This window comes from Enterococcus sp. DIV0774 (assembly GCF_050539095.1).
Classification (GTDB): Bacteria; Bacillota; Bacilli; order Lactobacillales; family Enterococcaceae; genus Enterococcus; species Enterococcus faecalis.
In genome coordinates, this window is sequence record NZ_CP172923.1 from 350,652 (window position 1) to 362,817 (window position 12,166).

Genomic DNA, 12,166 nt, shown 5'->3' on the forward strand with positions numbered 1-12,166 from the left:
AGGAAGGTTGGATAAAAAAGTCGAAAAAATTCAAGAAAAAGTTCGTTTGTTTTATAAAAAGCATCAGCGGAATACAACGATTGTTGTGGTAATTAGTTTAAGTATGATTTTAATATTAGGAATGGCTGCTTGGCATGAAGGAAAGGGAATCTCCTATGAAGCAAAACAAACTGCACTGAGAGAGAAGCAACAAGTCTTACAAAAAAAGAGAGACGATATTTTAGCAGGGAAAATGACTGAAGCGTCAACCCAGACAACAATAAATAACTTTTCTAAACAAGAAATAACTGGTGAAAATGAATTAGTGACAATTACTGGAACGAATGGGCAGTTGAACATTAATGATGCTAATATCTATGTTTCAGATAATGCGGGTATTGTCTCAAATCAACTTAAACAGAAAATGTTTCAATTGAATCAACAATTGTTGGAAAATGCGAATGGCGCACAATTTATGCTTATTACCGTTCCTGCGTTACCTAGTGGGGAATCTGTTGAATCTTACAGCAATAAGATTGCTAATCAATTAGGTGTAGGGGATCGTGAAAAAAATAATGGTGTGGTTTTTCTAATGGCAATTGAGGATCGCGAGTCTCGCTTGGAAGTTGGATATGGCTTAGAGAGTATTTTAACGGATAGCTATGCGGATGATATTATTAATAATGAAGAAGTAAAAGAGGCTTTTAGAGACGAGGATTATAATACAGGTCTCAATAAAATTATTGATCAAGTATCGGCTGCAATCAATTCAAAAACCGCACAAGTGGATAATGAATTAACAAATATACAAGCAGAGTTAAACACTAACACAACGAAAAGAAATGTTCTTTTAATGGCAAGTATTGCTGGGATGCTCATTTGTGCTGTTTATATTTTACAAATTTTAAGAACAAGAAAACTTGTTAAAAAAATGTATCAAGATTATTTGAATTGTTTACCAACAAAGGCTGTCCTAAATAACTCAGAACAGACAAAGAAAGTATTAAATAAGATGAAAAAGACTTCTTTTTATTGTTTATATCTTAATGGAGCAACGTTATTTGCCACAAAAGGGAAAATAAGACGTGCCACTAAGCGTGGTTCTTTACTAAGTATATATCCAAATGCAAAAAAACAATCTTTTGGGCGTTTATTAGTAGGAGATACTTTATATAGTTATGATGGTAGTGTTTTGACGTATGCTTATTTAAACTCACAATACAATCCGTCTAATCATAGTAGTTCTGGTAGCAGCAGTGGTGGTTCATTCGGTGGCGGCTCATTCGGCGGTGGCGGTGCCTCTGGAAGTTGGTAAAATAAAAAGCTAGAAACGTTAATCGTTTCTAGCTTTTTGCTATTTATCTAAACCGTAAAGATAGTCATCATCTTTCATGGCTTCAACTGTTCCTAGTAAATAGCCATTTCCTACTTGAGAGAAGAAGTCATGGTTGCTAGTTCCTGTCGAAATACCATTCATTACAATCGGGTTCACATCATTGGCTGTATCCGCAAATAAGGGATCCATACCTAAGTTCATTAAAGCTTTGTTGGCGTTGTAACGTAAAAAGGTTTTTACTTCTTCGGTCCAACCTAAGTCATCATATAATTCTTCTGTATAACGTTCTTCGTTTTCGTACAATTCGTAAAGTAAATTATACATCCAGTCTTTTAGTTTATCTTGCTCATCTTCTGGTAATTCATTAAATCCTAATTGGAATTTATAGCCAATATACGTGCCGTGCACTGATTCATCACGGATAATCAATTTAATAATTTCAGCGACGTTCGCTAGTTTATTGTTTCCTAAATAGTAAAGGGGAGTGTAGAACCCAGAATAGAATAAAAACGTTTCTAAAAATACACTAGCAATTTTTTTCTCTAACGGAGTACCGTTTTTATAAATTTCGTTAATCCGTTCTGCTTTATATTGCAGATGTTTGTTGGTATTTGTCCACTCAAAAATATCATCAATCTCTTTTTTTGTATTTAATGTACTGAAGATAGAAGAATAACTTTTGGCATGGACAGATTCCATGAATTGGATGTTATTTAAGACGGCTTCTTCATGGGGCGTCCGCACATCATTTCTCAGTTGATCCATGCCGCTTTCTGATTGAACAGTATCTAATAAAGTTAAACCGCCGAAAACGTAGCCGACAGTAGTTTTTTCTAAATCGGAAAGAGTCCGCCAATCATCTAAGTCATTGGATAACGGAATCCGTGTATCTAACCAAAATTGTTCGGTTAATTTTTCCCAAGTGGATTTATCAATGACGTCTTCAATGGCGTTCCAGTTAATTGCTTCATAATACGTTGCCATGGTTATTCCTCCTGTATGCTGGGACAGCAGTCTGTTTGACTAGTTGTCTCGTTTCTTCGCTTAAAACGTTCTACAGAGTCCAAATAGGAGCGTGCAGCCGTTCTTCTTTGTCCAGTATATCTGAAAATGTCCTGTTTAAAAAGAGAACATTCCTAAAAAATAAGACGCTCAAGCAGAACGCCTTATTTAAGTGCTTTTCATTAAATCACGCAAGACTCACATTGATTGCTGCCAATTTCTTCAGCATCATCTGTAAATGTACGAATATAGTAAATTGATTTAATCCCTTTGTTGAACGCATAATGACGTAAAATGTTCAAGTCACGGGTTGTTTGTTTTGGTGTTTCTTTCCATTCATACAAGCCTTCAGGGATTTCTGAACGCATAAACAAGGTTAAACTCATTCCTTGATCAACGTGTTGTTGCGCTGTTGCGTAGACATCAATCACTTTGCGCATATCCATATCGTAAGCAGAAGTATAGTAAGGGATTGTATCATTCGCTAAATAAGGCGCTGGATAGTAAATCTTACCAATTTTCTTCTCTTGACGTTCTTCAATCATGCGAGTAATTGGATGAATGCTGGCACTAGTATCATTAATATATGAAATTGAACCATTTGGCGCTACGGCTAAACGATTTTGATGATAAAGACCATCTTTTTTCACAGCATCGCGTAACGCAGCCCAATCTTCAGCTGTTGGAATCTGAATGTCTTTGAAGATTTCTTTCACTTTATCAAATTTTGGTGTAAAGTTGCCTTCAATATATTTATCGAAGTAAGCACCAGAAGCATAATCTGATTTTTCAAAATTGTGGAAGACTTGGTTACGTTCTCTCGCAATTTGGTTACTTTCCATTAAAGTCCAGTAATTTAATAACATGAAATAAATGTCTGTAAAGTCTAGTGATTCTTCAGAGCCGTATTCCATATGATTTTTAGCGAAGAAGGTGTGTAAGCCCATTGCGCCTAGTCCGATTGTATGGCTTAAACGATTTCCATTTTGGATAGTTGGCACGACATCAATTTCAGAAGCATCTGTTACAAAAGTTAACGCACGCGTCATAGCGCGGACAGATTTTCCAAAGTCAGGACTTTCCATTAAATTAACAATGTTAGTTGAACCTAAGTTACAACTAATATCTGTTCCTAAAACTTCATATTCTTGTTTCCCATTAATAACAGAAGGCGTTTGAACTTGAAGAATTTCAGAACATAAGTTACTCATGATAATCTTGCCATCAATCGGATTGTTTTTGTTAGCTGTATCAATATTGATGATATAAGGATAGCCAGATTCTTGTTGTAATTTAGAAATTTCATTTTCTAAGTCACGGGCTTTAATTTTACGTTTACGTATGTTTGGATTGGCCACTAGGTTATCATATTCTTTGGTAATATCTACATAGGAATAAGGTACACCATATTCACGTTCCACACTATAAGGACTAAATAAATACATATCTTCGTTGTTACGCGTTAATTCGTAAAATTTATCTGGAACAATAACACCAAGAGACAACGTTTTTACACGGATTTTTTCATCAGCGTTTTCTTTTTTAGCAGATAAGAACATTTCAATATCTGGATGGAAGACGTTTAGATAAACCACACCAGCACCTTGACGTTGACCTAGTTGGTTAGAGTAGCTAAAGCTATCTTCAAATAATTTCATAACAGGGACAACACCACTTGCTGCGCCATCGTAACCTTTGATTGGTGCGCCCGCTTCACGTAAGTTGGAAAGAGTAATCCCTACGCCACCGCCGATTCGTGATAATTGAAGGGCAGAATTAATTGAACGCCCAATGCTGTTCATATCATCTGTTACTTGAACTAAGAAACAAGAAACCAATTCACCTCGACGTTTACGCCCAGCGTTTAAGAAAGAAGGTGTGGCTGGTTGATACCGTTGATGGATCATTTCATCCGCCAATGTTAAAGCCAACTCTTCATCGCCATCCGCAAAATACAAGGCATTAAAGGCAACCCGATCTTCATATGTTTCTAAATACTCTGTTCCGGCGTTGTTCTTTAAAGCGTATTGAGAATAAAATTTATAAGCCGCCATGAAAGACTTGAATTGGAAATGTTGTTCATCTAAGAAAGCATACAATTTTTCAATAAAGTCCATTGAATATTTTTCGATGAATTCAGTTTCAATAAAATCTTCTTTCATTAAAAAGTTGATTTTTTCTTCAGCAGAGCTGAATTTACGTGTATTCGGTTCTACATTTTCTTTAAAGAAGGCTGCGAGTGCTTCTTTATCTTTATTTAAAGGGATTTGACCATCAACAGGACGGTTAATCTCGTTATTCAGTTTGAAATAGCTGACATCTCTAATTTCTTTTAGACTCAATTTCTTCCACTACTTTCTTAAAGGTCTCCACGTCTTCGTCTGTTCCGCTAAACTCAAAGGAGTATAGAAGCGGAACGTGGTAATCGCGGGCAATATCTTTGGCGGTATAGACAAATAATTCAGCAAAATTACGGTTGCCCCCACCAGCTACACCAACTAACAGTTCTTGGTTACTTTTATAATCAAGAAAGTCATTCACTACCTCTGTAATTTCTGCATCATAGGTAGGAATGACAAGAATAAAAGGCTCATTTATTTCAAAAAAAGGATTCGCTGGCTCAAGTTCATAAGCAGGCAAATCCAATTTTTTAATAAAGCGCCTTGTTTGACCGGTGACTGAAAAATAAACAAGTTTCATCTTAGCTAGCCAATTGTTTTAATTGGTCTGGACGGAAGCCAACAACGGTTGTTGCTTCAGATGTGATTACCGGTACGCTTTGGAACCCTTGTTCTTTTAACCAGTCGATAGCATCTGGTTGTGCGTCGATATTGATTTCTTCAAAAGCGATGTTATTTTCACTTAGGAAACGTTTCGCCATTTTACATTGGATACAGTTATTTTTTGAAAAGATTTTTACGTTCATTGAAAGTTCCTCCTCTTTTTTTCTACATAGACTAGTATAAATCTATGTAGAAAAAAGTCAACACTTTAACACTATATATTGTGGTACGTTTTTCTCATAATACTAGTTTTTGTGTTTTTGAAAGGAAAATGAAAACACGTGAATCCTCGTTTTTGGGAGAAAAAACACATTGGTCAGTGTTTGACAAACAAAAAAATTAAAATTTTGAAAGAGAACATTTAGTGAAAAAACACTAAATATTGTGTTGACATTTGAGTTAGGCACAAGAAGAAAAAATAAGCGGATTTGTTATTGAATGAGTGGAATTTTATAGTAGCTAGTAACATAAAAAACAAGAGCTGACTTTTTTTCAAAAATGGTAACCTGAAAAAAGTGTCTCTATATAGAAGGAAAATAGAAGAAAACAGGAGATACATCCAGAAATTCATTGACTTTCCGTGTAAGCAAGCGTATTCTTTTAATTGAGAACGATTCTCATTTTCGTTTGAAACTTTTTCACATGGAGGAAAGTAAATGATTACGTTAGCGCAGGCAGAAGTTGGGAAAGTCTATACAGTCGAAAGCGTCCAAGCAGATGTTCAGACAAAGAAACATCTGAACAATTTAGGTGTCGTTGCAGGCCAAGCAGTTGTCCTTGTCAATTATCAAAATCAAAATGGTATTGTTTTATTACATAATAGTCGAATTGCGCTGACAGATACGATTTTACAAGCGATTCATGTGGAGGAGCGCTCGGCGAATGAGAAAGTTTGGGTCTCCTTAGATACCTTGAAAGTTGGAGAGCGCGCTACAATAGTAGGGATCCACGGACAAGGAGCGGTGAAACGTCGGTTGATGGACATGGGCTTAACAAAAGGAACAGTAATTTTTATTCGCAAAGTAGCTCCTTTAGCTGATCCAATTGAAATCAATGTACGTGGCTACGAACTAACGTTACGAAAAAGTGAAGCGGAACTAATCTTGGTTGAAAAGGAGGAAAGCGAATGACTCAGCAAATTGCACTAGCCGGCAACCCTAATAGCGGTAAAACGACAACGTTCAATATGTTAACAGGAGCCAACCAATATGTTGGAAACTGGCCAGGGGTGACTGTGGAACGCAAAGAGGGGGTGGCAAAGAAAGATAAGACACTCATTATTCAAGATTTGCCAGGGATTTACTCTCTTTCTCCTTATACGCCTGAAGAAATTGTGGCACGAGATTATCTTTTGGAGGACCAACCTTCAGTGATTTTGAATATTCTCGATGTGACCAATTTGGAACGGAATCTTTATTTAACAACACAATTAATTGAAACTGGATTACCGGTTGTTTGTGCGTTAAATATGATGGATTTGTTGGAAAAAAACGGCCAAACATTGAATAGTGAAAAGTTAAGTTATGGCTTAGGCGTGCCTGTCGTTGAGATTAGTGCTTTGAAGAATCGTGGGTTGGATCATGCTTTAAAACAAAGTAAGCAGCGAGCGAATGCCATAGAGACAGAGGTTATTTATCCTTCTTATGATAATCGCTTAGAAGCAGCACTTGCTGAAATTGTTGATATTTTAGGAAATACTGTTCCTGAAACGCAACAGCGTTGGTATAGTTTAAAACTTTTTGAACGAGATGTTCGAACCAAAGAGCAATTATTATTGAGTTCTTTTCAAGAAAAAGAAATTGAAGAAGTCATACAAATTACCGAAAAAATCTTTCAAGATGAAAGTGAAGCCATTATCATTAATGAACGCTATGCCTTTATTGCTCGATTAATTGCTTTGTGTGCGACGAAAAAAACAGAAATGACATTTACTCACAGTGATAAGATTGACCGAGTGGTAACCAATCGGTGGTTGGCGTTGCCAATCTTTGCGTTTGTGATGTGGTTGGTCTATTACTTGTCTATTCAAACGGTTGGTACAATGGGGACAGACTGGTTAAACGATGTCTTTTTTGGGGAATGGGTTCCTCAATTTGTGGGAAATTGGTTGGCGCAATGGCAAGTAGCGCCATGGATGCAAAGTTTAATTTTAGATGGGATCATTGCAGGTGTTGGGGCTGTGTTAGGATTTTTACCACAACTGGCCGTCCTGTTTTTATGTTTAGGTTTTTTAGAAGATTGTGGCTATATGGCACGGATTGCCTTTGTCATGGATCGCTTGTTTCGGAAATTCGGCCTATCTGGTAAGTCGTTTATTCCAATGTTAATTGCGACAGGTTGTGGGGTCCCAGGCGTGATGGCTAGTCGAACGATTGAAAACGAACGCGATCGGCGAATGACTATTATGGTCACGACTTTTATGCCATGTTCGGCGAAGTTGCCAATTATCGCTCTGATTGCAGGTGCATTTTTTCCTAACCAAAGTTGGGTCTCGCCCTCTGCTTATTTCTTAGGGGTTGCTTCCATTGTGTTGTCAGGGATTGCTTTAAAAAAGACCAAGCATTTTTCGGGAGATCCAGCACCATTTATTATGGAACTTCCCGCCTATCATTTGCCACAGCTTAGAAGTGTGGTTCGGCATGCCTATGAACGATGTCGCTCATTTGTAAAAAAAGCAGGAACGATTATTTTTGTTTCCAGTATTCTCATTTGGTTCATGTCACATTATTCTGTGACGTTTCAACCCGTTCCAGAAAGTCAAAGTATTCTAGCATTTCTAGGTAAAGGGTTGGCGGTGCTATTTATCCCATTAGGCTGGGGTAATTGGCAAGGGGCAGTTGCCACAATTACAGGATTGATAGCGAAAGAAAATATTATTGGTACCTTAGGCATTTTATTTGGCAATGTGAAAGATGTTTCTGAAAACGGGGTAGAAGTCTGGGGCGCACTGCAACACACCTTTACGCCAGTCGCGGCCTATTCGTTCTTAACTTTTAACTTATTATGTGCACCTTGTTTTGCTGCAATTGGCGCAATTCGTCGTGAAATGGGAGACCTCAAATGGACATTAGGAGCCATTGGTTATCAATGCGGTTTGGCTTATATGGTTAGTTTTGTGATTTATCAATTGGGCCATGTGTTATTCGAAAAAGGCACACTAACTCTGGGGACTTTTTTAGCGATGGGTGTTGTTTTAGCTGGATTTTATTTCCTTATAAGAAAACCAAAGCCAGGCAAAGAAAGTGTCCAAGCAATCACTTCTTTAGAAAGAGGGTAATAACGGATGGCAACAATTATTTTATCCATTTTAATTTTTGGAACAGCAGGAATCATCACCTATCGACGAATCAAAAAAGGGGAAAGTTGTGAAGATTGTCAAACAGCTTGTCCTGTAAAAAAAGAACAATCTTCACAAGAATAACAACTGAAAAAAATTCCCTCTTGTATAAATAATAGCGGAGTGCTACAATATTGAGGTAGCTGAAAAGCTATTTTATACAACGGGGGCATAGCTCAGTTGGTTAGAGCATCTGACTCTTAATCAGAGGGTCTAGGGTTCGAATCCCTATGCCCCCATTGGGTGCCAAACCCACGAGAACGGTATTCTGTCGGCGTCTTAGGACGTTTCGAAGACGGAGTACGCGTTCTCTTTTTTTACATAAAATGTCGTGTGTCGTGAGAGATACACTAGTTAAATCGGTTAAAGAATGCTACGCTTAGAAGAGCGAGAAAGTACGTTATATAAAAAAAGTTGAAAAATTTTTCAGGCTAAAAAAGCGAATTTAACAAAAAGCGCACTTTTTGGTTCCTATGAAACGAAAAAGTACGTACTATACAGCATGTACGGCACGGTATATGATGATATCAGAAAACGTTAAAGGAGCGAATCAAATGATTACATCACTAGCAGATACAGTAACATTAAACAACGGCACTAAAGTTCCAGGAATGGGTCTCGGGGTATTCCAAATACCAGACGAAGAGACAGCAAAAGTGGTCGAAGAAGGGATTATCAATGGTTATCGTTTAATCGATACAGCGCAAATCTATGGCAATGAATCTGGTACAGGAGCGGGAATTAAAGCAGGCTTAGCGGCAACTGGTTTGAACCGTGAGGACTTATTTGTTACCTCGAAAGTTTGGAACGCGCATATTTCCTATGATGAAACAATTCAAGCTTTCAATGATAGTTTGGAACGTTTAGGTTTAGATTATTTAGATTTGTATTTAATTCATTGGCCAGGAAATAATTCTTACAAAGAATCATGGCAAGCTTTAGAAACTTTATACGCCGAAGGAAAAGTGAAAGCAATTGGTGTCAGCAACTTCCAAGTTCATCATTTAGAAGATTTACTTTCTTATGCAAAAGTTGTTCCGGTAATTAACCAAGTGGAACTACATCCAAAATTGGATCAAAAAGAAGTGCGTAATTTCTGTGAAAAACATGATATCAAAGTCCAAGCTTGGTCACCATTGATGCAAGGTCAATTATTATCGAACGAAACCATTTTGGCGATTGCTGAGAACCATAATAAATCAGCAGCCCAAGTGATTTTACGTTGGGATATTCAACAAGATATCTTATTAGCCGTGAAATCTGTCCACAAAGAACGGATGATTAGCAATGCAGCGGTCTTTGATTTTGAACTAAGTGCAGAAGAAATGGCACAAATCAACCAATTGAATGAATCGTTACGTGTGGGACCAGATCCAGACACGTTTGATTTCTAAAAATTAACTAGGAGGAGATACAATGAGTGAAGCAGTTAAAGGTTTTTCAGTAGTCAACCACGTGGGGATTACAGTCAGTAATTTGGATGAATCAGTAAAGTTTTATGAAGCATTAACAGGAACAAAAATCGCAAATCGTGATGAAATTGGTGGAAAACGGATGGCCCAAACACAAGGGTTAGATGATACATTAATCAAGTATGCCAATGTGCATCTAGAAAACATCAATATTGATTTATTAGAATATGTTAAACCAAAATCAGAAAAAGCTTCTTATTCCAACGAACAAATTAGTGCAATGCATATGTGTTTCGAAGTGGAAGATATTGATGCAGCTGTTGCACGTTTAAGAGCGATTGGCGTAGAACCTGATGGAGAGCCGATTACATTCCAAGAAGAAGATGGCTTGAAGAGCGGTTTTGGTACAGGTGTCGCTTACTTTACCGATCCAGATGGTACAAATTTAGAATTGATTGCTCCTAAAGGTCCATTTACACGAAATTAAGTTAAAAGACTTTCAAACAAACATCAAAAAGCCCCCCGCATTCTAGTACCAGTAACTAGAATGGGGGCTCTTTTTATTTTTTGAGACAGAAGTCGCTAAAGAAAAGATATTCCAAATCCGTAATTGATGGTATACTAAAACGTAACAAATAAAGGAGGAAGACAATTGATTCTTAGCGTCTTAACAGTTATTTATTTTATTAATGCAATTATTGCGGGAATTACCATTTTGTTAAAACCTCGAGATGTAGCAGCAATTTGGGCATGGCTACTCGTACTGATTGCTCTACCCGTTTTTGGTTTTTTCTTATATTTATTCTTTGGGCGCGGTTTAACCGACAAAAAGAAATTTTATTTGCAACAAAGTGATTTGCGGGAATTAGAGAATTTTCAGAATTTCCAAGAAGAAAGTTTTGAACTTTATAGTCAAAAGATGCCGACGGAGGAGCAACAACAGTTTACAGACTTTTTTTCCTCGTTGAATAGGATGCCTCTGACTAAGAAAAATGATGTTCAAATTTTTACGGATGGTACGGAAAAATTCAATGCGTTGATGGCGGACATAAAAAAAGCTCAGCACTCCATTCATATTGAATATTATGCCTTTGTAACGGATCATATCGGCACCAAAATTTTGAACTTATTAGAAGAAAAGGCGGCTGAAGGGGTTGAAGTGCGGTTGCTTTACGATGCCTTTGGCTCAAAGGGCACCAAGGTTCATCATTTGAATGAATTGAAAAAAAACGGCGGTTTTGTCCAAACATTTATTACTTCTCAAAAAGCACTTTTGAAGTTTCGTTTGAATTATCATGATCACCGGAAAATTGTTGTTATTGACGGAAAAGTAGGCTACATTGGCGGCTTTAATGTTGCCGATCAATATGCTGGAACGACTAAAAAGTTTGGCTATTGGCGGGATACACATTTACGGATTCAAGGGCCAGCAGCCTCATTACTGCAAATGCGTTTTTTAATGGATTGGAACGTCTCTTCCCCCGAGAAAAATCGTGTGGCGTATCAATTGGATTATTTCTTTAAACTTGAAGCATTGGTGCCAGAGGCAAATACATCCATTCAGATGATTGCCAGTGGTCCTAACAGTGACCGTGAACAAATTAAATTGGCCTTTATTAAATTGATTACTTCTGCCAAGAAAAGAGTCTGGATTCAAACGCCGTATTTAGTTCCTGATGATAGTGTCTTGGCTGCTTTAAAAGTTGCTGCGGCTTCAGGAGTAGATGTTAAAATTATGATTCCAGATAAGCCCGACCATCCGTTTATTTATCGAGCAACACAGTATTACGGCCGCTTATTGATGAAAGAAAATATTGAAATTTTAATTTATAACGGTGGTTTCTTACATGCGAAAACAATGATTATGGATGATGAAGTCTGCACAGTTGGTTCAGCCAATCAAGATATCCGAAGTTACAAATTAAACTTTGAAGCAAATGCTGTGTTATATGATAAAAAAATCATTGATCAATTAGAAGCAATTTTCTTAGAAGATCGAAAAAAATGTACAACAATGACTCCAGAAGTTGTTCGCGACATGTCAAAATGGTTGATTTTTAAACAACAAATTTCACGATTATTTTCACCAATTCTTTAAAACTGTTTTTCACAAAATGACGAACTTCTGATCCGAAGTTCGTCATTTTTCTTCGGGAATTTTATAAAAGTATAGAAAATCACAAAAAAAGTCAAAAAAATTTTAAAGAATATTTTTTAATTTTATTCGTTATTTTTTTATCTGTAGTTGCTTTTAAAATAAATAAATATTATTTTAATTGTGTTATTTTATTTTTGTGAAAAAGGGACATCTTTTATA

At 36.9% G+C, this 12,166-nt stretch carries 11 protein-coding genes and 1 tRNA gene; 8 read left to right on the top strand and 4 right to left on the bottom strand.

Annotated elements, in window-relative coordinates:
* Positions 1 to 7 precede the first annotated feature (7 nt).
* Positions 8 to 1,294 (top strand): TPM domain-containing protein, encoded by a 1,287-nt coding sequence (locus tag IGL86_RS01810; protein WP_016617053.1) that lies wholly within the window; start codon positions 8 to 10, stop codon positions 1,292 to 1,294.
* Between the two features lie 39 nt (positions 1,295 to 1,333).
* Here IGL86_RS01810 and nrdF read toward each other — a convergent pair whose 3' ends face one another.
* The 4 genes from nrdF to IGL86_RS01830 all read right to left on the bottom strand — a co-directional run bounded on the left by nrdF (position 1,334) and on the right by IGL86_RS01830 (position 5,243).
* Complete coding sequence (nrdF, locus tag IGL86_RS01815) at positions 1,334 to 2,299, bottom strand: class 1b ribonucleoside-diphosphate reductase subunit beta (RefSeq protein ID WP_002355357.1); 966 nt, start codon at positions 2,297 to 2,299, stop codon at positions 1,334 to 1,336.
* A 200-nt stretch (positions 2,300 to 2,499) separates the two neighbouring features.
* Positions 2,500 to 4,659 carry a class 1b ribonucleoside-diphosphate reductase subunit alpha gene (gene nrdE, locus IGL86_RS01820; RefSeq protein WP_033625396.1) on the bottom strand — a complete coding sequence of 720 codons (2,160 nt, stop codon included), beginning with the start codon at positions 4,657 to 4,659 and terminating at the stop codon, positions 2,500 to 2,502.
* A complete protein-coding gene (nrdI, locus tag IGL86_RS01825) occupies positions 4,640 to 5,017 on the bottom strand; it encodes a class Ib ribonucleoside-diphosphate reductase assembly flavoprotein NrdI (protein WP_002355359.1) in 378 nt (125 codons plus the stop codon). Before nrdI ends, nrdE begins: the two co-directional genes overlap by 20 nt.
* Before the next feature lies 1 nt (position 5,018).
* Positions 5,019 to 5,243 (bottom strand): redoxin NrdH, encoded by a 225-nt coding sequence (locus IGL86_RS01830; RefSeq protein ID WP_002355360.1) that lies wholly within the window; start codon positions 5,241 to 5,243, stop codon positions 5,019 to 5,021.
* Positions 5,244 to 5,756: 513 nt separating this feature from the next.
* On the opposite strand from IGL86_RS01830, the gene IGL86_RS01835 reads away from it, so the two are divergent.
* The 7 genes from IGL86_RS01835 (at position 5,757) to cls (ending at position 11,947) form a co-directional block, all read left to right on the top strand.
* A complete protein-coding gene (locus IGL86_RS01835) occupies positions 5,757 to 6,230 on the top strand; it encodes a ferrous iron transport protein A (protein WP_002355361.1) in 474 nt (157 codons plus the stop codon).
* Entirely contained in the window at positions 6,227 to 8,377 is a 2,151-nt protein-coding gene (gene feoB, locus IGL86_RS01840) for a ferrous iron transport protein B (protein WP_002364927.1), read from the top strand. The genes IGL86_RS01835 and feoB overlap by 4 nt, the downstream gene beginning before the upstream one ends.
* Before the next feature lie 6 nt (positions 8,378 to 8,383).
* Positions 8,384 to 8,521, top strand: coding sequence for a hypothetical protein (locus IGL86_RS01845; protein WP_002355364.1), 138 nt, complete (start codon positions 8,384 to 8,386; stop codon positions 8,519 to 8,521).
* Between the two features lie 81 nt (positions 8,522 to 8,602).
* Positions 8,603 to 8,676 (top strand) — tRNA-Lys (locus IGL86_RS01850).
* Between the two features lie 279 nt (positions 8,677 to 8,955).
* Complete coding sequence (locus IGL86_RS01855; protein ID WP_050443825.1) at positions 8,956 to 9,831, top strand: aldo/keto reductase; 876 nt, start codon at positions 8,956 to 8,958, stop codon at positions 9,829 to 9,831.
* A 22-nt stretch (positions 9,832 to 9,853) separates the two neighbouring features.
* Positions 9,854 to 10,336, top strand: a complete 483-nt coding sequence (locus IGL86_RS01860) for a VOC family protein (RefSeq protein ID WP_002355441.1) — start codon at positions 9,854 to 9,856, stop codon at positions 10,334 to 10,336.
* Between the two features lie 165 nt (positions 10,337 to 10,501).
* Complete coding sequence (gene cls / locus IGL86_RS01865) at positions 10,502 to 11,947, top strand: cardiolipin synthase (RefSeq protein WP_002355443.1); 1,446 nt, start codon at positions 10,502 to 10,504, stop codon at positions 11,945 to 11,947.
* Positions 11,948 to 12,166 lie beyond the last annotated feature (219 nt).

Bases quoted from the DNA above. Each gene is read 5' to 3' on its own strand.
- IGL86_RS01845 (WP_002355364.1), top strand. From the start codon at position 8,384: ATGGCAACAATTATTTTATCCATTTTAATTTTTGGAACAGCAGGAATC.
- IGL86_RS01860 (WP_002355441.1), top strand. From the start codon at position 9,854: ATGAGTGAAGCAGTTAAAGGTTTTTCAGTAGTCAACCACGTGGGGATT.
- nrdF (WP_002355357.1), bottom strand. From the start codon at position 2,299: ATGGCAACGTATTATGAAGCAATTAACTGGAACGCCATTGAAGACGTC.
- feoB (WP_002364927.1), top strand. From the start codon at position 6,227: ATGACTCAGCAAATTGCACTAGCCGGCAACCCTAATAGCGGTAAAACG.
- IGL86_RS01835 (WP_002355361.1), top strand. From the start codon at position 5,757: ATGATTACGTTAGCGCAGGCAGAAGTTGGGAAAGTCTATACAGTCGAA.
- nrdI (WP_002355359.1), bottom strand. From the start codon at position 5,017: ATGAAACTTGTTTATTTTTCAGTCACCGGTCAAACAAGGCGCTTTATT.
- IGL86_RS01830 (WP_002355360.1), bottom strand. From the start codon at position 5,243: ATGAACGTAAAAATCTTTTCAAAAAATAACTGTATCCAATGTAAAATG.
- IGL86_RS01855 (WP_050443825.1), top strand. From the start codon at position 8,956: ATGATGATATCAGAAAACGTTAAAGGAGCGAATCAAATGATTACATCA.